The organism is Neobacillus sp. SuZ13 (assembly GCF_030123365.1).
GTDB lineage: Bacteria > Bacillota > Bacilli > Bacillales > Cytobacillaceae > Neobacillus.
Genome location: NZ_CP126107.1, coordinates 4,122,371 through 4,147,822, shown reverse-complemented (window position 1 = coordinate 4,147,822; position 25,452 = coordinate 4,122,371). Strand labels below are relative to the sequence as shown.

The 25,452-nt window shown below is 38.6% G+C and carries 26 protein-coding genes; 25 read left to right on the top strand and 1 reads right to left on the bottom strand.

All coding sequences use genetic code 11. The features are described from left to right. Nucleotides 1–9: 9 nt before the first annotated feature. From QNH17_RS20380 to QNH17_RS20265, 24 genes are all read left to right on the top strand, one after another. Nucleotides 10–531 (top strand): hypothetical protein, encoded by a 522-nt coding sequence (locus tag QNH17_RS20380; RefSeq protein WP_283874748.1) that lies wholly within the window; start codon nucleotides 10–12, stop codon nucleotides 529–531. Between the two features lie 128 nt (nucleotides 532–659). After that, the gene (locus tag QNH17_RS20375) at nucleotides 660–1,508 is read left to right on the top strand and encodes a DegV family protein (RefSeq protein WP_283874746.1); all 849 of its coding nucleotides are present in this window, start codon (nucleotides 660–662) and stop codon (nucleotides 1,506–1,508) included. 292 nt (nucleotides 1,509–1,800) lie between these two features. Then, nucleotides 1,801–2,448 carry an HD domain-containing protein gene (locus QNH17_RS20370; RefSeq protein WP_283874744.1) on the top strand — a complete coding sequence of 216 codons (648 nt, stop codon included), beginning with the start codon at nucleotides 1,801–1,803 and terminating at the stop codon, nucleotides 2,446–2,448. After that, nucleotides 2,445–4,334: an ABC-F family ATP-binding cassette domain-containing protein gene (locus QNH17_RS20365; protein ID WP_283874743.1), complete on the top strand. Its 1,890-nt coding sequence runs from the start codon at nucleotides 2,445–2,447 to the stop codon at nucleotides 4,332–4,334. Before QNH17_RS20370 ends, QNH17_RS20365 begins: the two co-directional genes overlap by 4 nt. Before the next feature lie 10 nt (nucleotides 4,335–4,344). Further along, nucleotides 4,345–5,478: a conserved virulence factor C family protein gene (locus QNH17_RS20360; protein WP_283879558.1), complete on the top strand. Its 1,134-nt coding sequence runs from the start codon at nucleotides 4,345–4,347 to the stop codon at nucleotides 5,476–5,478. A gap of 63 nt (nucleotides 5,479–5,541) precedes the next feature. Continuing rightward, entirely contained in the window at nucleotides 5,542–5,976 is a 435-nt protein-coding gene (locus QNH17_RS20355; RefSeq protein ID WP_144547325.1) for a BrxA/BrxB family bacilliredoxin, read from the top strand. Nucleotides 5,977–6,118: 142 nt separating this feature from the next. Continuing rightward, on the top strand, nucleotides 6,119–6,712 hold the full coding sequence (locus tag QNH17_RS20350) for a YpjP family protein (protein ID WP_283874734.1): 594 nt from the start codon (nucleotides 6,119–6,121) through the stop codon (nucleotides 6,710–6,712). A gap of 101 nt (nucleotides 6,713–6,813) precedes the next feature. Then, on the top strand, nucleotides 6,814–7,395 hold the full coding sequence (locus tag QNH17_RS20345) for a TerD family protein (protein WP_251456858.1): 582 nt from the start codon (nucleotides 6,814–6,816) through the stop codon (nucleotides 7,393–7,395). 80 nt (nucleotides 7,396–7,475) lie between these two features. After that, nucleotides 7,476–8,261, top strand: a complete 786-nt coding sequence (locus QNH17_RS20340; RefSeq protein ID WP_283874729.1) for a TerC family protein — start codon at nucleotides 7,476–7,478, stop codon at nucleotides 8,259–8,261. Nucleotides 8,262–8,336: 75 nt separating this feature from the next. Further along, entirely contained in the window at nucleotides 8,337–9,524 is a 1,188-nt protein-coding gene (locus tag QNH17_RS20335) for an HpcH/HpaI aldolase/citrate lyase family protein (RefSeq protein WP_283874727.1), read from the top strand. Next, on the top strand, nucleotides 9,475–10,851 hold the full coding sequence (locus QNH17_RS20330) for a phosphoribosyltransferase family protein (protein WP_283874725.1): 1,377 nt from the start codon (nucleotides 9,475–9,477) through the stop codon (nucleotides 10,849–10,851). Before QNH17_RS20335 ends, QNH17_RS20330 begins: the two co-directional genes overlap by 50 nt. Next, nucleotides 10,832–11,953: a cysteine protease StiP family protein gene (locus QNH17_RS20325; RefSeq protein ID WP_283874723.1), complete on the top strand. Its 1,122-nt coding sequence runs from the start codon at nucleotides 10,832–10,834 to the stop codon at nucleotides 11,951–11,953. The genes QNH17_RS20330 and QNH17_RS20325 overlap by 20 nt, the downstream gene beginning before the upstream one ends. Then, a complete protein-coding gene (locus tag QNH17_RS20320) occupies nucleotides 11,950–12,750 on the top strand; it encodes an HAD family hydrolase (RefSeq protein ID WP_283874722.1) in 801 nt (266 codons plus the stop codon). Before QNH17_RS20325 ends, QNH17_RS20320 begins: the two co-directional genes overlap by 4 nt. A gap of 459 nt (nucleotides 12,751–13,209) precedes the next feature. Next, on the top strand, nucleotides 13,210–14,847 hold the full coding sequence (locus QNH17_RS20315; protein ID WP_283874720.1) for a YceG family protein: 1,638 nt from the start codon (nucleotides 13,210–13,212) through the stop codon (nucleotides 14,845–14,847). A gap of 3 nt (nucleotides 14,848–14,850) precedes the next feature. After that, a complete protein-coding gene (locus tag QNH17_RS20310) occupies nucleotides 14,851–15,954 on the top strand; it encodes a toxic anion resistance protein (RefSeq protein WP_251456848.1) in 1,104 nt (367 codons plus the stop codon). A 22-nt stretch (nucleotides 15,955–15,976) separates the two neighbouring features. Further along, on the top strand, nucleotides 15,977–16,588 hold the full coding sequence (locus QNH17_RS20305; RefSeq protein ID WP_283874716.1) for a TerD family protein: 612 nt from the start codon (nucleotides 15,977–15,979) through the stop codon (nucleotides 16,586–16,588). 34 nt (nucleotides 16,589–16,622) lie between these two features. Then, nucleotides 16,623–17,201, top strand: a complete 579-nt coding sequence (locus QNH17_RS20300; RefSeq protein WP_283874715.1) for a TerD family protein — start codon at nucleotides 16,623–16,625, stop codon at nucleotides 17,199–17,201. A 132-nt stretch (nucleotides 17,202–17,333) separates the two neighbouring features. Next, nucleotides 17,334–18,041 carry an anthrax toxin lethal factor-related metalloendopeptidase gene (locus tag QNH17_RS20295; protein ID WP_283874713.1) on the top strand — a complete coding sequence of 236 codons (708 nt, stop codon included), beginning with the start codon at nucleotides 17,334–17,336 and terminating at the stop codon, nucleotides 18,039–18,041. A 55-nt stretch (nucleotides 18,042–18,096) separates the two neighbouring features. Beyond that, the gene (locus tag QNH17_RS20290) at nucleotides 18,097–18,891 is read left to right on the top strand and encodes a thymidylate synthase (protein WP_283874711.1); all 795 of its coding nucleotides are present in this window, start codon (nucleotides 18,097–18,099) and stop codon (nucleotides 18,889–18,891) included. Continuing rightward, the gene (locus tag QNH17_RS20285; protein ID WP_283874709.1) at nucleotides 18,888–19,382 is read left to right on the top strand and encodes a dihydrofolate reductase; all 495 of its coding nucleotides are present in this window, start codon (nucleotides 18,888–18,890) and stop codon (nucleotides 19,380–19,382) included. Before QNH17_RS20290 ends, QNH17_RS20285 begins: the two co-directional genes overlap by 4 nt. Nucleotides 19,383–19,595: 213 nt before the next feature. Next, nucleotides 19,596–19,796 carry a twin-arginine translocase TatA/TatE family subunit gene (locus QNH17_RS20280; RefSeq protein ID WP_283874707.1) on the top strand — a complete coding sequence of 67 codons (201 nt, stop codon included), beginning with the start codon at nucleotides 19,596–19,598 and terminating at the stop codon, nucleotides 19,794–19,796. Nucleotides 19,797–19,971: 175 nt separating this feature from the next. Then, nucleotides 19,972–20,712, top strand: a complete 741-nt coding sequence (gene tatC, locus QNH17_RS20275; RefSeq protein WP_283874705.1) for a twin-arginine translocase subunit TatC — start codon at nucleotides 19,972–19,974, stop codon at nucleotides 20,710–20,712. Between the two features lie 867 nt (nucleotides 20,713–21,579). Then, entirely contained in the window at nucleotides 21,580–21,831 is a 252-nt protein-coding gene (locus QNH17_RS20270) for a DUF2535 family protein (RefSeq protein ID WP_283874703.1), read from the top strand. Between the two features lie 135 nt (nucleotides 21,832–21,966). Further along, nucleotides 21,967–22,809: a DegV family protein gene (locus QNH17_RS20265; RefSeq protein WP_283874701.1), complete on the top strand. Its 843-nt coding sequence runs from the start codon at nucleotides 21,967–21,969 to the stop codon at nucleotides 22,807–22,809. Between the two features lie 39 nt (nucleotides 22,810–22,848). Here QNH17_RS20265 and QNH17_RS20260 read toward each other — a convergent pair whose 3' ends face one another. Continuing rightward, nucleotides 22,849–23,739 carry an MBL fold metallo-hydrolase gene (locus tag QNH17_RS20260; RefSeq protein ID WP_283874699.1) on the bottom strand — a complete coding sequence of 297 codons (891 nt, stop codon included), beginning with the start codon at nucleotides 23,737–23,739 and terminating at the stop codon, nucleotides 22,849–22,851. 191 nt (nucleotides 23,740–23,930) lie between these two features. Here QNH17_RS20260 and QNH17_RS20255 point away from each other — a divergent pair, with 191 nt between their 5' ends. Next, a complete protein-coding gene (locus tag QNH17_RS20255; protein WP_283874697.1) occupies nucleotides 23,931–25,448 on the top strand; it encodes a spore germination protein in 1,518 nt (505 codons plus the stop codon). The last annotated feature ends 4 nt before the right edge of the window (nucleotides 25,449–25,452 follow it).

Below are 25,452 nucleotides of genomic sequence, written 5' to 3'. Positions count from 1 at the left end.
CGAAAGTTTATGTTTGATCCAACTGCATTTGATAATATGAAAGTAGTGATTGAAGGGGCTCTTTATGATCTGGATATTTGTGGAGAGATAGTTATTACCGATCGAAACGATTCATTTAATATGGCTAAAATGTCACGAACATTTGACATTTCGTTCCGATTACCCGAAAAAAAGGTAAAGGCGACAATCGAATTGCAATCAGGACTTGTTAATTTAGCCGCGGAGCTTTTACCATCCTTCCAATCAGAGGAGCAGGCAGGATGTATGTTAAGTCTGCAATTTCATACAGCTAAAGATGAATTGGACATAGATTTTACCGCACTAAAAGCCCTCTTAGTGGATATTTGGGGGCCGACCAGAACAATAACTCAAAGAGTACTCTATGACCCGTTAAGCATTGATCCAGTGAAAGCTCTTATAATAAAGATTGAATTTGATCGGCTGATTCATGAAGACCAAATCGAGGACTTAGTCGAAATGACGGAGTTTATCATCACTACCCTAAAGAAACTAAACGAGGAAATTCGTTAAAAATCCAAAACCAGCTTTTTTTATTGAAGGCTGGTTTTGTTGTTTTTCTTATAATATTTACAATATTCTAATTTTTATGTACGATTAATTTACATACTAGTTCAAAATTATTATAAGGGGAGATGACGTTGGTCAAAACGGCATGGGTTACAGATAGTACTGCCTATTTAGATGAAGAATTAAGAAATCATCCGGATTTATATACAATACCGTTAACAATTTTACTTGATGGCGAGGAATATTCAGATGGGATTGACTTAACATCTGCTCAATTATTTGATCGACTAAAGCAGCTTAAAAATCCTCCAAAAACATCACAGCCTTCTATTGGGGCATTTCAAGCACTCTACGAAAAATTGTCAGCGGATTATGACCAAGTGGTTGCTGTACTTTTATCAGGAAAGTTAAGTGGTACGGTATCCTCAAGTGAGCAAGCAGCAAAATTGGTTGAAATTCCGGTTACCACGTTTGATTCTAACATTCTTACTTATCCGATGACAGCCTTGCTAAAAGAGGGAATGGCTTTTATGGAGGCTGGTGCTAGTCTTGATTCGGTAATCGACCAACTTGAAAGGATCAAGAAAACGAACGAGACTTATGTCCTTGTTGGAAGTTTAGAACAACTCCACCGAAGTGGCAGAATGTCAGGCTTGAAATTCTTTCTCGGCAGTATGCTTAATGTTAAACCGATTATTTCCATCGTAGACGGGGCATTGAATGTAAAAGAAAAAGCAAGAAGTGAGAAAAAGGCGAAAGAAAGAATAGTGGATTATTTACGATTATCCTACGAGCAGCATCACTTTAAAGAAGTATATATTTTATATGGATTGCATGAGGAACAAGCCTCCAATTGGGAATATGAAATAAGCAAGGAATTTCCTGATTTAAAGATAGTTCGTTGTCCCTTAGGAGCAGTGATCGGTGTACATGCAGGTGAAAATACGCTTGGAATCAGTTGGCACAACGGCTTGAAATAACTTTTTCTTGGATGGAGCATACTAATTTTGCACTTGATTTTAAATGAGAGGAAGATGCGCAATTAGTAAGCAAGGTAGACAAAATGCGAACCAAACGAGAGAGCAAATTGAAAAACAAGACAAACGAAATGATATCGAACTTGGCAGTGAATTTCAGATTGGTAATACCAAATCGCAAAGTCAGAAAAAAAGTGGACGTCAAGCAAATAAAAAATAATCCCGATTCTTCGGGGTTATTTTTTATTTGTTTTTCATGATAAAATAGCAAGGGTGAAAGTGGGTGTTCGTGAAAATGAGAAACCAAGTGATAGAACAAACAGAAAATTATGTCCGCAACGAATTAGGGGAAGACGCTACTGGCCATGATTGGTTTCATGTGGATCGTGTTCGAAGAAATGCCCTACATATTTGCAAGGAAGAAACGACAGGAGATCCGTTCATTATTGAAATGGCGGCCCTTCTCCATGACATAGCAGATGAAAAGCTCAATGAAAGCAGTGAAAAAGGGGAAGAAAAACTGGAATCTTTTTTACAAACCCTTCTGCTGACAGATACTGATAAAAGACATATAAAACAGATTATCGAAACGATTTCCTTTAAGGGTGGACAAAGGACGACACTGTCCACGATTGAAGCAAAAATTGTTCAGGATGCGGACCGTTTAGATGCGATTGGAGCCATCGGGATTGCGAGGGCGTTTGCCTACGGCGGCAAAAAAGGGCAATCCATTTATGACCCAAGCATTTCTGTAAGAAATGAAATGACTTTAGAAGAGTATCGAAAAGGGAAATCAACAAGTATTCATCATTTCTATGAAAAACTGCTTAAATTGAAAGACTTACTAAATACAGATACTGCTCGAAAAATGGCAGAGAGTCGTCAACAAATGATGGTAACTTTTTTAGAACAATTTTACCGAGAATGGGATGGACAGGTATGAAAATGCTCACAGTTGAAAATGTTTCAAAAACATATGGGGAAAAACAACTCTTTAACTCTATTTCCTTTACGATTGGAGAAAAAGAGCGTGTCGGGTTAATCGGGGTCAATGGAACTGGTAAATCATCACTATTAAAAATTATTGCTGGGCTGGATACGCCGGATGAAGGCAAAATCATTACAAGCAAAGATTATTCAATCACATTTTTAAATCAGCAGCCAGAATTAGATGGGGATAAATCAGTGCTAGAGCAGGTTTTCCATGGTGAAGCCCCAATTCTCAAACTAATGCGCTCCTATGAAAAAACATTGCTGGAGCTTACTAGTTCCCCAAATGATACGAAAATCCAAGAAGACCTTTTTCGTTTGCAAAAGCAGATGGATGCGCTAAATGCCTGGGATGCGAGCACAAATGCAAAATCGATTTTAACGAAATTAGGGATTGAAGATTTTACAAAAAGAATTGGTGAAATGTCCGGGGGGCAAAAGAAGCGAGTCGCATTAGCACAAGTTTTGATTGCTGAACCAGATTTACTTATTTTAGATGAGCCAACCAACCATCTAGATTTTGATTCGGTGAAATGGTTGGAAGATTATTTAAGCAGGTATAGTGGTTCGATTTTGCTTGTCACTCACGACCGTTACTTTTTAGACCGAGTGGCAAATCGGATGTTTGAACTAGATGGCGGTCAAATATATAGTTATAAAGGCAATTATGCAGCCTTTTTAGAAGCAAAAGCGATTCGTGAAGAGAATGAGGCAGCGACTTTTGAAAAAAGAAAAAATCTTTTTAGAAGAGAACTTGAATGGATCCGGCGCGGCGCAAAAGCAAGAACAACAAAACAAAAAGCCAGGATTCAACGATTTGAAGAGCTGGATGAGAAGGTTACTAATGGAAAACCAGCCTCTGAAAAACTTGATATTACTTTAAACGGAAGCCGCCTAGGAAAACAAGTATTTGAACTGAAGGATGCTTCCAAGCGATTCGGATCAAGAACAATCCTAAATCACTTTAATTTGTTAGTAAAACCTGGGGACAGAATGGGGATTATCGGGAAAAACGGGACGGGTAAATCAACTCTGTTGAATATTCTTGCTAAACAAATCCCGCTGGATGAAGGGGAATTCATCATGGGCCAGACCGTGAAAATCGCTTATTATACCCAGGAAAGCGAAGACATGGATGAAAATAAGCGGATGATTGAATATATTAAAGAGACAGCCGAAGTTGTAAACACCTCGGATGGGAAAACAATCTCAGCGGCCCAAATGCTTGAACGGTTTTTGTTTCCGCCATTTACGCACGGAACACCAATCCGCAAGTTATCGGGTGGTGAAAAACGACGTTTATACTTATTGAAAATACTAATGACAGCTCCAAATGTGCTTCTATTGGACGAACCTACAAATGACCTTGATACACAGACACTGACCGTTCTCGAAGATTATTTGGAGGATTTTCCAGGAGTGGTGATTACGGTTTCCCATGACCGCTATTTCTTAGATAAGGTGGCAGAGCAGCTTCTCGTTCTACAAGGGGAAGGGGCAATTGAATCCTTCTATGGAAATTACACAGAGTATCTTGAAAAGGAATCGGCATTAGAGGCACAAAAAACAGTCACTGTTACCGCTAAGCCAACAAAGCCAATTGAAAAAGAAAAAAAGAAAAGAATGACCTATTCAGAGAAAAAAGAATGGGAATCCATTGATCAAGACATCGAGACAACGGAAACCCGCCTGGAAGAAATAGCTTCAGAAATGGCAAAGACAGGCAGTGATTTTACCAAGGCACAAGACTTAATGAAGCAAGAAACTGAATTGAACGAGAAACTCGAACATTTAATCGAGCGCTGGTCATACTTGGCCGAACTCGCGGAAAAGGAATGAGGTGATCGTGTTGAAAATTAAAGCGATTGAACCAACGCCAAGTCCAAATACAATGAAGATCATTTTAGATGAAGAACTTCCCATGGGGAAGAGCCATAATTATAAAAAAGAAACTGTTGCTGATGCTCCAGCAATGATTCAAGCCATCCTTCAAATTGATGGTATAAAAGGTGTTTATCATGTGGCAGATTTTCTTGCCATTGAACGAAATGCGAAATATGATTGGAAGGAATTATTGCCGCAAGTACGCCAAGCATTTGGTGAAAAAGTGGAGGAAATTAGCCAAACCAATCAGATCAACGAACATTTTGGTGAGATTAAGGTTGAAATCCAGATGTTTAAAGATATTCCCCTCCAAGTAAAGCTTACGGACGGCACATCAGAAAAAAGGTTTGGAATGCCGGAATCCTTTTTAAAAGCAAGAGAACGGGCACAGCTGCCTGATGATCATTACCTTTTACTTAGAAAATGGCAAAATCAAGGCGTCCGCTATGGAGAGTTTGAGCAGATCGGCCAGGAAGTGGTGGATGAACTTATTGCCGCCTATCCTGAGGTGCGGCTTGAAGAATTGGTTGCAAAAGCACAATCCACTGATCCTAAGCCGGAATTAAAATATAGTAAGAAGCGCAAAAAAGTATCGTTAAAAGAGTTAGATAATCCGGATTGGCAAATTCGCTATCAGGTTCTCGAACAAATGGATGACCCAGAATTAGAGGATTTACCAGTCCTGGAAAAAGCGTTATCAGATGAAAAGGCTTCGATTCGAAGGCTAGCAACCGTGTACCTAGGTATGATCAAGGAAAAGAAAGTATTGCCGTTACTGTATAAGGCACTGAAAGATAAAACGGTGACTGTTCGCAGGACAGCGGGAGATTGTCTATCAGATTTAGGGTTTTCGGAAGCCACAGACGAAATGATGAAGGCATTGCAGGATAAGAGCAAGCTTGTCCGCTGGCGGGCAGCTATGTTTTTATATGAAGCAGGCGATGAAAAGGCACTTCCGGCATTAAAAGCTGCCGAAAATGATTCGGAGTTTGAAGTCAGTTTGCAAATAAAAATGGCGATCGAAAGAATAGAAGGCGGCTCAGAAGCAAAGGGGTCTGTTTGGAAGCAAATGACGGAAGCTAGGAAGAGCGTTGAATAAAATTGCAAATAGGCAGTAGATTAGGTATTCTAAAGTGGATGAACCGAAACGGAGTGATTAAAATTGTCAAATGCATATGAAGAATATATGAAACAAATGGTTTTACCGATGCGAGAAGAATTAACAAGAGCTGGTTTTGAAGAGCTCGCAACAGCTCAAGAGGTAGAACAATTTATGGAAAATGTGAGTGGAACAACGCTTGTTGTCGTAAATTCCGTATGCGGTTGTGCGGCTGGGTTGGCTCGTCCTGCGGCAACGCAAGCTGTCCTAAATAGCGAGAAAAAACCGAACCATATCGTAACCGTGTTTGCTGGACAGGATAAAGAAGCAACCGCAAAAATGCGTGAGTATTTTGAAGGAATTGAACCATCATCTCCTTCAATGGCATTATTAAAGGATAAAAAAGTTGTTCATTTTATTCCAAGACATGATATTGAAGGAATGCCGATGGAATCAGTAATGCATAATTTACTCGGGGCATTCGAAGCCCATTGTTAAAAAGGATGTCAGCCGACATCCTTTTTTTTGTAGTGTTGGACGGAAATTTTTCCAATTATGTGTAAAAGGAAGTATAATATTTTCTATAATAACTAATTTGAGATAATAATAGAAAATTGAATAAAGAATAGGGTGATTAATAATGAACAATTGGGTTCGTAAAACGTTATTTGTACTAGTTTCCGTTTTAACTTTTGGACTTGTTACACCAACACAATTAATAGACCATATAAACGCAGAGAATCTCACGGATCGTGATGCGTTTGAAGCCCCGTCAACCGAAGATTCCTATGGAAAAGTGAACACGTTTGAGGAAACAGCGGAGTTTGATAGAGATAAATTTATAGAGGAACTGATGAAACAGGCAGAAATCCAGTCCTATCAGAAATTTGGTACTAAAATAAAACCTGTCATCGAAAATGAATTCAAAGAAATTATTTTACCGAATATCGAAAGAGCTCTTGAGGAGATGGCCATTCAATTTCCTGAAGAAGATTTAAAAAATCTCACTATTACAGAACAACCCGGGGCAGGACATTCGGAGAAAATATTTAATATTAATAATCGAGGAACCGGTAAAGATGTCCTTCGTTTCCATGTGAGACGGGATAATCCGCCACAAGAAGGCTATTGGTTTAACTTTCATTATCACACCTATCATGATGATTTCCAGAACCACCATGAATTAGGGGCCATTTATTGGGCTAAAAATACACCACCCAAATGGATGAGTTAAAGTGATTTGCTAATAAGCACAAAAAAAAATTATTATAATAATTGAAACCTTTTTATGACAAACTCGTAAATAGACTATTACCTAAAATGGAGGAATGAAAAATGGCAGTAAGTTTATCAAAAGGTCAAAAAGTGGATTTAACAAAAACCAATCCAGGATTAACAAACGTGGTAGTTGGACTTGGATGGGACACGAACAAATATGATGGCGGTAATGATTTTGATTTAGATTCATCTGTTTTCTTATTAGGAGAAAATGGAAAAGTGACGAATGAAACTGACTTTATTTTCTATAATAATCCTCAAGGAGCAAATGGTGCTGTTGTACATACTGGTGATAATCGCACAGGTGCTGGGGATGGTGATGACGAGGGTGTGAAAGTAAATCTTACATCTATCCCTGCTAATATTCAGCGAATTGCTTTTACAATTACAATTCACGATGCAGACAGCAGAAACCAAAACTTTGGTCAGGTTTCAAATGCTTATGCCCGTATCTATAATGAGGCCAACGGAGAAGAATTAATTCGCTATGATTTAGGTGAGGATTTCTCGATTGAAACAGCCATTGTTGTCGGGGAATTATATCGTCACAATGGTGAATGGAAATTCAGTGCTATTGGCAGCGGCTATCAAGGCGGTTTAGCTGCACTTGCCACAGACTTCGGCTTACAGATTGGTTAATTGTTAAATGTGAAAGATCCAGTTTCATACTGGGTCTTTTTACAAAAACTTTCTTAACAACTTGGGAGGAATTATTCTAAATGTCAGTTATTAATCATATCTTGGACACATATGCACAATTTTTTGATTTAGATATGTGGGGTAAGATATTATCAGATCCGGTCAGCTGGGGACTTATAGGGACTCTTATTATTTTAGAAGGCCTGCTTTCTGCGGATAACGCGCTTGTGTTGGCCGTAATGGTTAAACACTTGCCGCCTGAAAAGCGGAAAAGAGCTTTATTCTATGGTTTATTAGGTGCATATATATTCCGATTTATCGCTATTGGAATCGGAGTATACTTAATCAAGTTTTGGGTCATCAAAGCTCTTGGGGCCGCCTATCTTGCGTGGTTAGCGATTAAGTATTTCATCGATAAGCGTAAAGGCGATACTGGTCATGATGAAGAGGAAGCAGAAGGAATTAATCAAGGCGGCTTGCTAATTCGTCTATTTGGTACCTTCTGGGGAACCGTAGCAGCTGTTGAATTAATGGATATTGCTTTCTCGGTCGATAGTGTTCTTGCTGCATTTGGGGTCAGCAACCAAGTTTGGATACTGTTTGTAGGTGGAATCCTAGGTGTATTAATGATGCGGGGTGTTGCTGGTGTATTCCTCACATTAATTGATAGAATTCCCGAACTTGAAACTACTGCTTACATCTTAATCCTGATTATTTCTATTAAGATGGCTCTAACCTTACCGTTATTCAACATTCATATTGAATCATTACATTTCTTTATCATTTTAGCTGTAACATTTGGAGCTACCTTTATTGTTCACTTTATGAATAAGAAAAAAGAAGCCAGTAAAGAAAACCAATCATAATCTATTGAATTAAAAGGGGAGCTGACGAGAGTCCGTCTCCTCTATTTTTTAGCTTTAAAAGAGGAGAAATTGGTTATGGAATTTTTTACATACTTTTACCAGGATGAAATTAAACGCTTCTTCTTTCAAAAACCGCAGACATTTACTAAATACTCTAAGCGTGAACTCCTATCCTATGGTTTAGGAGCTACTCTTTATATGCCAGCGACACGCCCAAATATTCATCAAGAGATATTATCCAAAAAGCATGAAGGATTGACCTCGCTTGTAATCGACTTAGAAGATGCTGTAGGAGATCACGAGGTAACTGATGCGGAAACAAGGCTCATCAATGAATTGGTAAAATTACATGCTGAAATGAGTAAGGGGTTCCTATGCTATATGGATCTCCCACTAATGTTTATCCGAATTCGGAATCTTGAACAGTTTAAACGGGTAACGGCTCAATTAGCTGATGCTATTCATCTCCTGACAGGAGTGGTGCTTCCAAAATTCAGTGCTGAAACAGGTGAAGAACTATTATTAGAGGTAAGTCGAATTCATACTAAGCAGCATCCATTTTATGCTATGCCCATTTTGGAGACAGCCAAGGTCATCCAAAAAGAATCGAGAATGGATGAATTAATAGGCATAAAAAATCTACTTGATCGTTACAAGGAACATATTCTAAATGTTCGGATTGGGGCGACCGATTTTTGTGGATTATATGGAATACGCCGAAGTGCAGACACAACGGTGTATGATATAGCAGTTTTGAGAGATTGCATTTCTGATATAATCAATGTCTTTCAACGTTTTGACAGTCCCTACGTTGTTTCTGGTCCTGTCTGGGAGTATTTTTCTGCGAAAAAAAGAATGCTCAAGCCACAGTTAAGGCAAACCCCTTTTCGTGAGAGATATGGTAATGAAGGGCTGAAATGGCGGGCAAAATTGATTGATGATCATATGGATGGATTAATCCAGGAAGTCCTCATGGATATCGCAAACGGACTAACAGGTAAAACGATTATCCATCCCACACATATCAAAGTCGTTCAAGCGCTAAATGTGGTTTCCTACGAAGAATTCATTGATGCCAGCAATATCATAAAAGCGGCTACAGGGGAAATTGGTGTGATGAAAAGTAATTTTGCAAATAAAATGAATGAGATTAAACCTCACTATTATTGGGCTAAGAAAACCATCTTAAAATCAAAGTTATACGGGGTGCTGCATGAAGAATTCACAACCATTGACCTTATCAAAAAAGAAGTTTACGTATAATATTTTAGACTCGATTGAAACCGAGATAGAAGTGACTGAAAATCCGTATGAATTGTCGATCCAAGAGTTATTTACCATGGCTGCAAGGATTAATAAGAAGCGTTCGTTCCTTTTCGTAAGTAAGGTGCTTGGTAAACACCTACCGATAAATCCCCATAAAGGGCTGTTGACTGCTGCCCTCCTAGGTGCAAGATATTTAGAAATGGTTCAGGGAATTAAATATGTAGAAACTGAGAAACTATTAACCTCATTTTATAGAGAAGAATTATATAAGAGTAAGGCGTTTGTTCCTGAACATGTTTGTCCAGTAGTGATTGGTTTTGCTGAAACAGCCACAGCCCTGGGTCATGCCTTCTTTGATTGTTTTCAAAACGCCGAATATTTCCATACCACTCGGGAAGAAATCAAGCAGTTAAGACCGGAAATTACCTTTGAAGAAGAGCATTCTCATGCAACATCCCACCGCTGCTATGTTCCGTTAGAGATGATTCAAAATGGACGAGAAATTATCCTTGTTGATGATGAATTGACCACAGGAAAAACGGCCTTAAATATTATCGAATCGATTCATAGCAAATTTCCGAGACAAGTCTATACGATCGTTTCCATTTTGGATTGGCGTTCAGAACAGGATCGAAAAAGATTTCAACAGGTTCAACAGGAGCTTGATATAAAAATCAATGTCGTAAGTCTGATAACGGGTACTGTCCAGGTGAAGCAGATTCGAGAACTAGTGAACCATTCACCAATCAATGAAAGAGAAGATTATGCAAAAGCATCCATAGAATGGATTGACCTATCTCCCTTTTTTTCGAACACCACCTTTTCTGTGGATAACCCAATGAATCAATCAGCATTTATTTACGAAACAGGTCGATTTGGTCTTAGTAGTCCAGACAATAATAATCTTCACCATAAAGCCTCCCTAGCTGCAGTAATATTGAATCAAAAAAGATCGGGGCATAAGACTCTTTGCTTAGGAACGGGAGAGTTTATGTATCTTCCCATGAAACTCGCGTCTCTAATGGGCAGTGGGATATTTTATCAATCGACCACCCGCAGCCCTATCTTTACTAAAAACAAAGTGGGTTATGGGGCAAGGTTCGGAGAGTCTTTTCCAAATCCTGAAGACTTATCGATAACTCACTTTGTTTACAACATCCCTCCAGGATTCTACGATGAATTATTTGTTTTCATGGAAAGAAAAGTAGAATTAGAGAGTTTACAGCCGCTTCTGAAAGAACTAGAGAAATTACAAATAAAGATGATTAGGCTCGTCTATTTTTCTAATAATCGAGGGGAACAAAATGAAAAGCACAACCAATAAACCAGCAAGCATCGGAAGTTATAAAGCGGAGGACGTTCAATTTCTATTAAAGGATTTAAGTGAGATTTCTCTAGAGGATACCACAGAGAATCGAGAAATGAAGGTTCAATCAGGTGTTCACTACAGTGAATCGTTACCTATCGAGTACCAGCCGCCAAATGCCTATGTGGAATTATTCTGGTCCACTCTCAAGGAGTATAAGAAAAAAGTGGCCTTATGCATTGGGATTGTGGCCGAACGAATCTATCAATCGAAAGGTGATAAGACTGTGCTCGTGTCCCTTGCACGTGCAGGAACACCGGTTGGAATTTTGATAAAAAGATATATACACATGAACTGCCATGTTTCAGTGCCGCATTATAGTATATCTATCATTCGTGATAGAGGGATCGATGAAAATGCCTTGAATTACATTTTAACTCAACACCCTAATGCTGAAATTCAGTTTGTTGATGGATGGACGGGTAAGGGGGCCATTTCGAAAGAATTGACAAAAGCCTGTCACGAGTACAAAAAAAAATACGGGGTCTCACTGGATGACACATTGGCAGTTATTGCTGATCCCGGCTACTGCACAACATTGTTTGGAACAAGGGAAGATTTTTTAATCCCAAGCGCTTGTCTTAACTCAACCGTATCTGGGTTGGTAAGCAGAACCGTTTTAAATGATCTATATATCGGCAAGGATGATTTCCATGGAGCCAAGTATTACCAGGAATTGATTCCCATCGATGTTTCCAATCAATATATTGATTTGATTAGTAAGGAATTTGGAACCATTTCTGTGGAAGCTGCTGAGGTCACTCGAAACATGGTTGACGAAAGAATAGAAACGGGATTCCTAGGGATGGAGGACGTCAAACGAATTCAAACTGAATTTGGAATTAGGAGCCCTCATTTTATTAAACCAGGGGTTGGCGAAACAACGAGAGTATTACTTCGCAGGGTTCCATGGAAAATTCTGATGCGTGATCCTTCAAGTCCATTCGTCAAACATATTCTTATGCTCGCAGAAGAAAAGGGAGTAGAAGTCGTACCATATCCAAACTTAAAGTATTTATGCTGCGGCTTAATTAAATCGGTTAAGGAGAGTAATGTATGATTTTTGCATCTGACCTTGACCGTACATTGGTTTATTCAAACCGGGCGATTGAGGATCTAGGTAACGATGATCCAAGCCTTCTTAAACCAGTTGAAAGAAAAGACGATAACTGGGTTGCCTATATGACTGAAACATCCTATTCAGCATTAAAAGAGTTAGCAAGGAATAGTTTATTTATTCCAGTTACCACAAGGACAACGGAACAATTTAACCGTTTTCATATTTTTAAGGATGACATTGCAATTAAATATGCAATCACTTCAAATGGGGCCAATATCATTTATCAGGGTATGTTGTTGAAAGAGTGGTCAGCACATATTATCAACCGTATGACGGAGGAATCAGTTACCCAAAAGGAACTGCTTGCTAAGTTAAAAAAGGAAAGTTTTCAATTTGATGGGCAAATGAAGCAGGCAGAAAATTTATTTTTCTATTTCATCTTAAACAGTCTTCCACCTGCTTCTGATCTCCAAGTGATTCATAAAGTGGCAGTTCTAAATGGATGGAGAATCTCCTTACAAGGGAGAAAACTCTACTTTATCCCTAGAGCAATTAGCAAAGGAGACGCACTTGAATATATCTCAAAACGAGAAGGAATGAAAGTAATTGCTGGTGCGGGGGACTCCATACTAGATTGGGACTTTCTGAAAAACTGCCACTATCGTTTTGTCCCGGCCCACGGGGAACTGGCAAGGGTGTCAGGCACCAATGATTATACTCTGACAAAAAATAAGGGGATCGGTGCAGGGGAGGAGATTATCCTGCAATTTCTACAACTGCTTCGTCTTACAGTTTAATCTTTTTCTCTTTTCGGGTAATAACGAAAAAATAAACACAGGAAAATAAACTATACGTTCCTAAGCAGAATAGGACTGACAAGGCTAATGATTGCAATATTGGAGATAGTAGAAACGTAAAGATGAAACTGAAAACAAATAAATCTAGATAAACAAAAACATCTGAAACCATTACATCCATAACGGTATCCAATTCCTCTTGTATCTGCTCCATCCGCGGCCGCTTATATAAAAAACGCATTTGAGTCACCTACTTTAGTGTGAGTACTCAATAGTATGTAAGGACAAGGAAAAAGGTGAAGAATTAGGGAAATACATGTTGTATGAAACATTTTTTAAGGAGTTTCGTATAAACAAATGTACCAATTAAATAACTGTGATATGATGTTATGGAAACCTTACATAATTTTCTAAACGCTTGAAAAAAAAGCTTTCGCTTCTAGAGGGAAGGGATTATGAATGAATCCATCATATAATCAGTTAAAGGCCCAACCTGTCGCCCTTTCATATGAAAATTGGCAGTCTTTGCTGAAGAAGCCACTGCCAGAGCGGCCATTTTATTCATTAGAAAATGGCACCATTCACATTGGGCAAGTAATTGGGAAGTTCCTTGGAATACCTATTGACCAGGACCACTATTATAACCAGCTCTTTGATTATGTGAATATTCCAGAATGGAATCTGCATTTATTAAGTGAAGAGTCACTGGATAAAACGATTAATAACCATCACTTTCAATCCATTCAAAAAGTTATCAATATCCATCGAGAACAAAAGCTGTCCATCAACCGATTTACAGCTTTTCTTGAAGGGGAACAGCTATTGTTGAAATCCAGGGTCCCAGTTATTCATCGGAAACTGCGCGAAGCGATGATTGCAACATTAGAGATGTTCGCGAAGATTGAAAAAGACGGTTTAGTCAACCATGATTTAAGACGGGTCCTGGTTGATCTAGTGAAATGGTCTATCAATCATTTAGAGCCAGTTTTGGAAAAGTGCGATCCACAAAAAGAAATGCCAAAATTTTTGTGGTATGGCGATTTTAAGAAAAGTCATCAATATTTTTTATATTATTTAATAAAGCTAGGCTGTGATCTGGTCATTTTCCACCCAGAAGGTAAAGATATCTTAGAAGGGATGATGAATGAGCCGATATTCTCTCATGGATACCCTAATCGGATCCCTGCAGAACCATTCCCTAAGGCAAAGCGCACGCGTAAAGCAACGGTTGCTTACCGAGCCTCTAAAGAAATTGAGACCATTTTAAACCAAGAGGGTTCTGGCCTTTACAAGCCATGGCAATTAAGGGATTACACACCATCTTCGATTACGTTAAAAACCACGTATGATGAACTTTTTATCCTTGGAAAAGAAATAGCTATGATTCGGCCTGATTTTGAGGTAGGGAACGGACAAGTTAAAATTCCTTCCATCTTTGCTAAGATTCAGGGTGTGAGTAAGAATCGTAAAGAGTACTGGGACCGTTTGCAATCACTGAGTGAATTAGATCATAGTTTACTGATTCGACGCTTGCCGATCACGATGGAAAGCACAAGTGATTTTCGCTTTCATTATCGAAATGCTCACGGAAAGGATGGCTTTATTAATCCTGAAATCATGATTAAGTCACATTATTGGCCTTACTCGTTCCTATCAACCGGCTTACAAAAGGGAATTGCTAACGCGGTGAGAAGAATATGTGATAAACCAGGTTTAAAGCCCCTGCCAACGGAAACGATAGAAGACGTAAAAATGTATTTATTTACGCAGGCCTTGTTTATGCCTAAACCGATTATTCAGTTGATTGAGAAATTTGACTACTCTCAACATGTACCGAAGTTAATCATTTTCAATAATGAATTAGCCGGTATGCTGACAAGATCCGATGCAGCACTGCTTTTACTTTTAAATCAATTTGGGATCGATATCATCCTATATAATCCTCCAGGCCATAATGATATTGAAAATTTTCTTGACGACCGGTTATTTGATAAGCATTGGCTCGAAGATGTTGTTTTTGAATTGGAGTTTAAGGAACCGTCCATTTTCAAAAAAGGGCTTTTCCAAGGAATCTTAAAAAATTTAAGGGGAGATTAATAAGTGAATCTTACGCCTAATCCATCAAGCGGCTTAACGCCAGCAGGTGCAGATGACATCCTCACAGAAACAAAAGTCTCTGACATTAAACTTGCACTTCGGAAAGAACCAGAAATTCAAAATTTGGCCCGTACCATTGATGAACGTGACCAGATTCAAGTGCTAGAGTTTGGGAAGGAACCTGCTGTACAAATTTCCCGATTTTCTGACCAGATCCTAAATAATATGCGGACAACGAAAGTAGAGGACTCAGGGGAGCTACTTAAGCAACTTGGCCGCATCATGGATAAGTTTGATGCAAAGGACTTTCAAAAGACGTCAGGCGGACTTTTCGGAAAGCTCTTTAAAAAGGGTGAAAAGATGGTCGAAAAGCTGTTTGGCAAGTACCAAACCATGGGCTCAGAAATTGACAAGGTATACATAGAAATATCAAAATATCAGCATGAAATGGTTGATTCAACCAATATGCTCGAACAAATGTACGAGCAAAACTATCAATACTATTTGACCCTTGAAAAATATATTGTTGCGGGTGAAATTAAAGTAGAGGAATTAAAGAATAATCAACTTCCACAGCTTGAAGCCCGGACAGCTGCTGGTGATCAGATGGCTTCCATGCAATTGGACTCGCTCAAAAATGTTATTGAGTTATTGGAACAGCGCATCTATGATCTGGAAATGGCAAAAATGGTTGCTCTGCAAACTGCTCCTCAGATTCGTCTTTTACAAAGAGGAAATACGAAACTGATTGGCAAAATTAATTCGGCATTTGTCACGACCATTCCGATTTTTAAGAATGGGTTAATTCAAGCGATGGCAGCGAAAAGACAAAAGCTAGTGGCTGATTCGATGAGTGAATTAGACCGCAGGACAAACGAAATGCTTCTTAAGAATGCGCAGAACATTTCGCAGCAAAGCACCGATATTGCGAGATTAGCTGGTGGCCCAAGTATTAAAATTGAGACCATTGAAGAATCTTGGAACATTATCATAAAGGGTATGCAGGAAACAAAGGCGATTGAAGAGGAAAATAAACGAATGAGGGCTGAAGGCACAAAACGTTTAGAACAGCTGCAAGATAACTTTAAAAAATTGAAACAATCTTAAACTTTATTTAGGAGTGATTGAATTGGCTATTAATTTACAAAAAGGTCAACGAGTGGATTTAACAAAGAGTAATCCAGGATTATCTAAAATCATGGTCGGTTTAGGTTGGGACCCAGTTCAAAGCGGCGGTGGCGGCGGCTTATTCGGAGGTTTGTTTGGCGGCGGCAGTGCGGCTAATGTGGACTGTGATGCCTCGGTTATTATGCTGGGCACAAACGATAAGCTTCAAAACAACAAGGATGTCGTTTACTTCGGAAACTTGCGAAGCAATGATGGCAGCGTACAACACTCAGGAGATAATCTAACAGGAGATGGTGACGGCGATGACGAGCAGGTAATGATCGATTTAAGCCGTGTACCAGCCAATATTCAGAAACTTGTTTTCGTTGTAAATATTTACGACTGTGTTAAGAGAAAGCAGCATTTTGGAATGATTAAAAATGCATTTATCAGGGTCGTAAATCCAGGAAATAATCAAGAGTTACTTCACTACAACCTAACAGACGATTACAGCGGTTTAACTTGCCTTGTGACAGGAGAAATTTATCGTCACGGCAATGAATGGAAGTTTGCAGCAATCGGCAGTGGTACAAATGCAGCAAACCTTAGTGAAGTCGTTCGTTCCTTTAGTTAAGTAAGGTAAAAAGTTCAAATTGAGGTGATTCCTTTTGGGTATTAACTTGTCAAAGGGGCAAAGAATTGATTTAACAAAAACAAACCCAGGCTTAACGAAAGTAGTTTGTGGTCTGGGCTGGGATACGAATCGTTATCATGGCGGAAATGACTTTGACTTGGATGCATCGGCGTTTTTAGCTGATGCGAATGGCAGAGTCGTTAACGATTCGGACTTTATTTTTTACAATCAACTCGTCCACCCTTCAGGTTCGGTTGAACATACAGGAGATAATCGTACGGGTGAAGGTGACGGAGACGATGAACAGATCAAGATTGACTTCAGTAAAGTCCCATCACATGTGCACCGGATCGCCATTACAGTAACCATTCATGATGCAGAGGCAAGATTTCAAAATTTCGGCCAAGTCTCCAACGCTTTTGTTCGCCTAGTTGATGAAGATACGGATAATGAGATATTGCGCTTTGATCTTGGCGAGGACTTTTCCGTAGAGACAGCCGTTGTTTTTTGTGAACTTTATCGTCATAATGGCGATTGGAAATTTAATGCAATTGGCAGTGGTTTTGCAGGTGGATTAGCAGCCCTTTGCCGAAATTATGGTTTAGAAGTGTAACTTTAAGGAAGCTGCCGTTTTGGCAGCTTCTTCCCTTTTTTTATCCAGTAATTCCTTATAATTTTCTGAAACTGCATTCGTGTTCCCATGTTATAATTCAAGTAATCTATGAAATGACAAGGGGATGATAGGGTGCGAAAAACTATCGTTTCAGTAATAATCGCTGGATTATTTCTATCATCAATCACTACTTCGCAAGCATCTTATGATGGTGTTTGGCTTGGAGATTATTCGACGAATTCTGTACTCTACCAATCACTTAAAATAGATCAATCATTATCACTTCTCGATCAAATTATTGTCTTACCTAAGCAAAGTTTTGATCAAAAAGAAGCGGCTGCAATGATTAACAGAATTGATTCAATCCCCGGCTATATTTTAAATAAAGTAAAAAACCAAGGAATCCGTTTGAAACTTTTTACTGGGAAGCTAACAGATAATCCAACAGCAAGTCACCTAAAAGGGAAAATTCCAAGAGGATATACCAATAATGTAACCTGGGATGATGTCCCTGGGATTGGCGGTTCAAAGGTGGTATTGGTTAAAATCGGTGCGAGTGATAAAGGGCATGGCCACGGTTCTGTAAATTTGGAATTACATGAACTGGCACATTCCATCGATCATTATGTGTTTAATGAAATTAGTGGCTCGAAAGAATTTTTGAATATGTTGGAATCGGAACATGAACAATTATTTCCGGGCAACAGTTATTTTCAATATCCAGAAGAATATTTTGCTGAGACTTTTGCAATGTACTATTTAAATACTGAATCGAAAGAACTATTACGGAAGAAAGCACCGAAAACATTTGAATTTATGAAACAACTATCACTTCACTAATTTGTCTTTGATTGTTAAAATAGATGAATATGTGCAGATAAGGGAGTTGTCCGGGTTGAAGCAATATTTAGATTTGTGTAAGCATGTCCTTGAAAATGGAAACGTAAAGGGCGACCGAACAGGTACGGGAACGATTAGCACCTTCGGGTATCAAATGAGATTTAATTTAGCGGAAGGGTTTCCGCTTATGACTACGAAAAAGCTGCATTTAAAATCAATTATCTATGAACTACTTTGGTTTTTAAATGGTGATACCAACGTTCGATATTTACAAGAGAATGGTGTCCGTATTTGGAATGAATGGGCCGATGAAAACGGAGAATTGGGTCCTGTTTATGGTCATCAATGGCGTTCATGGACAGGGGCAGACGGTAAAACTGTTGATCAAATTAGTGAACTCATCGATCAAATCAAAACAAATCCTAATTCCAGAAGACTGCTGGTTAATGCTTGGAATGTAGCAGAAATTGACAACATGGCGCTGCCACCATGCCACTGCATGTTCCAATTTTATGTGGCAGACGGAAAATTATCCTGTCAGCTTTACCAACGCTCAGCAGATGTCTTTCTTGGCGTCCCATTTAACATTGCATCCTATGCTCTTCTGACAATGATGATCGCTCAGGTATGTGACCTTGAACCAGGCGAATTTATCCATACATTCGGTGATGTTCATATATATCAAAATCATCTCGAACAAGTAAAGTTACAAATGGGGAGAGACCCTCGTGCCTTGCCTGTTCTCAAAATAAATCCGTCCGTTAAGGATATCTATTCTTTTGAGTATGAAGACTTTACACTTGAAGGTTATGACCCACATCCCCATATTAAAGGAGTGGTCAGTGTATGATTTCCTTTATTGTCGCGATGGACGAAAATAGAGTAATTGGGAAAGATAATCAACTTCCTTGGCATTTACCCGAGGATTTAAAGTTCTTTAAGCGGGTTACCATGGGCCATCCGATTGCGATGGGAAGAAAAACGCATGAATCCATTGGCCGTGTTCTTCCAGGCAGAGAGAATATTGTCATCACTCGCCAAGCTGATTATCGGAGTGAAGATTGTACTGTTTTTACCTCGGTTGAAAACTTTGTCAAATATTGCCGAAAGCAAAACGATGAAATCTTTGTGATTGGCGGAGCAGAAATATTCAAAGAGACATTTGCATTCGTGGATCGTCTTTACATTACAGTTATTCATGATGAATTTGCAGGCGACACGTTCTTTCCTGAATTTGATCCAAGCGATTGGGAACTAGTGTCTAATGAAAAAGGACCAAGAGATGATAAAAATCCGTATGATTATGAGTTTAGAATTTATGATAGAAAGTCTAAAGTGTAAATCATAATTTATTATTTGACTTCATTACGTTGTAATTGTTAAATTATCAGTAGTAATTTATAATGTGTTAAGCAATACTAAATATCACATAGTTGTTGCTTTATATAGATATTGTGAATTTACTATGAATTATTGATGATAATTTACCTAAAAAGGATTTTTGGTACTATAATCATAGTAGCAATAATAAACAATTAAAGGGGATGTACATCCATGTTTTCTAATATCGGAGTACCCGGATTGATTTTGATTTTAACACTTGCATTAATTATATTCGGACCTAAGAAACTTCCAGAAATCGGCCGTGCGTTCGGACAAACCTTAAAGGAATTTAAAAAGTCCACACGTGAACTTACTGATGATGTCATGAAAGACATTGACATTGATGAAGAAAAGAAAAACTTGACTAAATAAGGTGTGAGATTTCCGTCTTACACCTTTTCTTCTTTAATTTAAGTCTATAAAAAAATTTTGACCATGATTAAGGAATTTTATGGGACATTTCGTATATAATCATAACTAAAGTTGTTTTACTTAGAGTACAAGCACGTGCTCTTTTTTAATCTTTTGAAATTGGCAGGGGAAGTACATGGATGATAGAGAATTAAATTTGGTGGATCATTTAGAGGAACTGCGCAAACGGATTATTATTTCAGCACTTGCCTTTGTAGTTTTTTTTATTGTTGGTTTTATTTATGTTGATGATATCTATAAATGGTTTGTTGGAAATGAAAAACTACTAGTTCTCGGCCCTAGTGATATTATGTGGATCTATTTCATGCTGGCAACCGTTATTGCCGTGGCAGGAACCATTCCAGTCCTTGCTTTACAAATTTGGCTGTTTGTGAGACCGGCCTTGAAACCGATTGAAAGAAGAATAACCCTATCCTACGTTCCAGCTTTATTTTTCCTATTTATTATTGGTTTAGCCTTTGGATATTTTGTCATTTTCCCAATGGTGTTAGACTTTTTAGTGAACATAGGCAAAGATATGTTTGTCACAAACTTCACAGCCGAAAGATATTTTAGCTTTATCTTGAACATGACCCTTCCATTCGGGGTATTGTTTGAACTTCCAGTTGTTGTCATGTTTTTAACTTCGCTGGGAATCATCAATCCGTTTGTTCTTTCAAAAATTCGTAAGTATGCCTATTTCGTACTTATTATAATTGCGATTGTTATTACACCACCAGACTTTATGTCTGATTTTGTTGTAACCGTACCACTTTTACTGCTGTACGAAATCAGCATTAATTTATCGAAATTTGTCTATCGTAAACGGTTGAAAAAGCAGCAAGATGAGGATACAGAAGAGATGGTTGAAGCGTAAATAGGCTGTGATAGCAAAAAAAATGAGCCCTCATTCCATTAGGAATGGGGGCATATTTTTTATCCTTTGTTCTGTTCTTTCATCCATGACTGAAATTTTATGTAGTTGCGATACTCATGAAAGTCTTCTTTCATTAAACCATCCTCAATCGCCTGGCAGATCAAAATCTTCCATTCCTCATCCAGTTCGATGTCCTCATGGATCTTCGGTTTAGACTCCTCTAGCAGGGAGGAACTCTACCAGTTGATGGGCCAAAACTTCCAGAGACTAGAACAAATATGTTTAATATTTTAGTATCCGGAGCGGTGTTAGTTTTAATAGGGTCAATTCTTCAATTCTATATTAAATGACGTAAAAAATTTGCGAACGATTAATAACAGGACCTTGATTTAATTGAAATCCAGAGTCAAGATCTATTTTAAATTTTTAATTAATAAAATTTTTTTAAGCAAAATTAAATTCTCGAATTTAATTAAGATTGGAGTTGCCCCAGATGTACAAGAAACTCTGCCCAAATTGCCAAAATCCATCGGAACGTGGCACTGTCCTACCTGCAACCGTGATCTTACCAAAACCAAATCTCAAGATGCTGAATCGCGTCAAAAAGTGAAACCGCAATTGTTCCTTATCCAAAATGGTTACTCCCACCAAAACAAATCTTCAAAGCCCCCAAGTTAGACCTTATAATTTCAAAACTTCCAAGTAGATAAACAGGCCATTCCACAGGTCCTGTTTTTTGCTGTTTTTATAAATATACAAGTAAGAATAAAGTCATAAATATTTCTCTTACCCAAGCATATTTAGACACATTTCGAACCGCATTAGGTGTATAATATACACAAACGGGTGAAAACGAGGATTGATATTTTGTTATTCAAAAGCCTAGAGTTCAAAAATGTTATTGGACAGAAGGTTAAAATTATTGAAATTCCTGTATTGGAGGAAGATAGCACTTATAAATTTATGATCCAAGCTCGTTTACAGACGTATGTTACGTCGCTCTATGAGGAAAAAAGCTTGAAAAAATGCTATTCCTTTAAAGATTATCTTAAAAAGATCATGAAATGGCCTGATTATGAACGCTTGTTTAAAATAGGAGAATTAAAGAATAACGCTTAATGCATCCAGAGCATCGCCGGGGATCCCCTGCGGTGCTCTTTAATTTTAAAAAATCATCAAAAGTGATGTATGTTATTCCTTTCCACTGCACTTAACTGTATAATACAAAGCAGTACTGGTAGGGAAGTGACTGTTTTGAGCAAAATTAAAATTGTAACCGATTCAACGATGGACATGCCATTAGAAATGGCGGAACAACTTGGTATAGTAGTTGTCCCCTTGTCCGTAACTATAAATGGAGAATCATACTTAGATAGAGTAGACATAGATGTGGCCGAATATATTCAAGTGATGAAACAATCTGAAGAATTACCGAAAAGTTCGCAACCTTCTGCTGGAACCTTCCTTGAAGTGTACGACCGGCTCGGGGATGAAGGTTATGAGGTATTATCGATCCACATGACAGGTAAAATGAGCGGAACCGTTCGTTCTGCTGAAAGCGCTGCACAAATGACGAAAACAAAAGTCACCGTTGTTGACTCGTTGTTTATTTCATTGGCGCTTCAGTTCCAGGTCAAGGAAGCAGCAGAAATGGCAAAGCAAGGAAAGAGTATCGAGGAAATCTTAACACGCCTAGACAAGATACGTGAAAATACCAAACTTTATATTATGGTCGACACGCTTGAAAACATGGTGAAGGGCGGACGAATCGGTAAAGGGAAGGCCTTTATAGGCTCGTTACTAAATATCAAGCCAATTGCCTCACTTGAAGGAGCTGAATACAACCCAGTTGCCAAGGTTCGAAGTCATACCCAAGTGGTTAAATATTTGGCTAAACAATTTTCAGAAGATGTTAAAGGGAAAACCATACTTGGCGCAGGCATTGTTCATGCCGAAGCGTTTCAACTTTCATCAAAACTTAAAGAAGCAATCATGGAATTAACAGGCTATCAAAATATCTCGATTGATTATACCGGTCCTACAATAAGTACTCACACTGGACCTGGTACAATCGCTTTAATGTATTATACGGAATAGCCAAAAAGGATGGTGCCACATTACCGGCCACCATCCTATTTATTTACCATTTACCAACTCGGTGTTAGATAAGGGGATCGAAAGTCCCATCCTGTCTAAATGCTTGCGAATCCCACTGCGTTCCCAGGTTAAGAGAATGTTATTTTCCAAACTTTTTTTCGGATAAAAGATACCGACCTTCGTCAGCTCTTCAAAGGTTAATCCTTGTTGGACGTATTTCTCAATTGTTTCATCGCGCCGATCAATAATCGCCAAGAATTTCTCCATTGCCAGTTTAAACTCCTGCTTCGAAAATATCCCTTTCTGATGCCCTGTAATATAGGTGTCTGCATCAAGTGAAAGCAGGCGTTTGCCTGAAGCAATGAAATCTTCGATATTTCCATCGGTCCCATTATACCAAGGACCAAAGGATGTCATATCATAATCCCCAACAAAGGCTACACCTAATTCAGGAAAGTAGGGGCAGGAAAAGCCGCTTGTATGTCCAGGAGTATGTATAAATATTACCCTTATATCCCCAAAGGTATAGTCCGTTTCATACTCATACGTACCTGAAATTTCCCCCAGATTTCTCACCCATTCCTGTGGAAGCGACTTTTTCCACTTTTCAACACCAAGGTGCCCCCATTCCTGATAGACGCCATTCGCTCGTGCAACCCCTTCAATCGTCAGTGACGTTTCAAATTCAATTGGATTAATTATTTTAGTTGCATTGGGAAACAAATGATTGTGAAGGGTATGGTCGGGATGGTAGTGGGTATTAATGATGAGTTCAATCCCGAATTCACGGTCCACATCCAATAAAGCTTTGGCATCCGCTCCACTATCGACCAACACCTTTTCCGAACAATCGATGAAAAGACTGCGGGAAAAAGGGACTTTACTGTAGTTAGTGCCTTCCAAAATCATAATTGGTCCAATTCGCTCCATTCCTATCACCTCAAAGGATTTTTTATCATAAAAGTTACGTACATTATATTTATGAATGATTATTCATTCATAGTATCACAAATCATTAGATATGGAAACATTGATGGTGCCTGACACCCATTCAGTTTCTTTTGGATAATATTAGATGTTCTGGTAAAGATAAAAAAAATTGATTGGTTAAGGTGTTGCCTATGTTTAAGTGGAAGTCAGAAAATAAACGATCAGAGGATAAGAAGCCGCATAGTTTGAATGTGGATGAACTTAAGTCAGAATTGGAAGCAGAGATAGGGGATTGTTCAGATCTGAATTTTCGCACCCTTAAAAAAAATGGGAAGAAAATTGTCTTTTGCTTTTTAAGCAGCCTCATTGATAAATCTAGCTTTGATGAATTTCTCTTGTCAGCTGTCCAGCAAAGTACACAAAATGAATGGACAACGGAAAGTTTGGCACAGATCTTGCCGATTGCAGAACTTTCTGTTACCAATCAATTAAAAGAAGTTGTTTCCTCTTTAATAGAAGGAAAATCGTATATTTATATCGATGGTGAACCTTATGGGATACTTGCCAATGTCGGTTCAACGGTGGAACGATCGCTTGAAAAGGCTGAAACCGAGTCGCTTGTATATGGTCCTAAGATATCTTTTACCGAGTCACTTATCGGTAATCTAAATATTATCAGGAGTAATTTGAAAGACCCCAACCTTTGTATGGAAGATATCACTATCGGAAAAAGAGTTAAGACCCCAGGAAAACTTGTTTATGTTAAGGATATCGCAGATGAGGAAAATGTGAGTACCTTTCGACAGAGGATTACGGATTTAGAATTTGATTATATACCGGATACGACAGTCTTGGGGCAGTTAATCGAAGATAATAGCTGGACGATTTTCCCGCAAATTATGTCAACTGAACTGCCAGACCGGGTCACTCTTTCCTTGATGAGGGGGCGAGTGGCAGTATTAATGGACCGGTCCCCGTCGGCTATTTATGGTCCAACACCCTTCCTTAGTTTCTTTGAATCAACCGAAGATGTCTATATGCGTTGGAATATGGGCTTTTTCTTACGGATGCTGCGGATTATTTCAATTTTTCTTTCTGTCTTATTAACTCCAGCTTATGTGGCTGTTTTGACCTATCATTATGAGGTTATTCCATCAGCACTGCTCATTTCACTTGGCCAATCAAGGGCAAATGTTCCATTTCCACCAGTCCTCGAAGCCTTTCTCTTAGAATTTGTCATCGAACTTTTAAGGGAGGCGGGCGCAAGACTCCCTACTAAAGTAGGTCAAACAATGGGTATCGTTGGCGGTATCGTCATCGGACAGGCAGCAGTACAAGCAGGATTTACAAGTAATATCTTAATTATCATTATTGCACTAAGTGCTCTTGGGTCTTTTACATCACCTAGCTATTTAATGGGTACTGCCATTCGGATGGTTCGTTTTCCAATAATAATCTTAGCCGGTATTTGGGGGGGGATTGGGATTATGTTTTCGTTTTGTTTTATTCTAGTTCACCTATTAAGATTAACCACCATTGGGAGGCCCTATCTTATGCCCATCTATCCCTTTAGGTGGAAGGACTTAGGGTACAGTATTATTAAATTTCCGACTCAATATTTATCCTACAGGCCAGAAACAAACCGTCCTGTGGACAAACAGCTTTTTCCTAAACATAAAGGTGTTGAAAAAAAGGATGTAGATGAATAGGAGC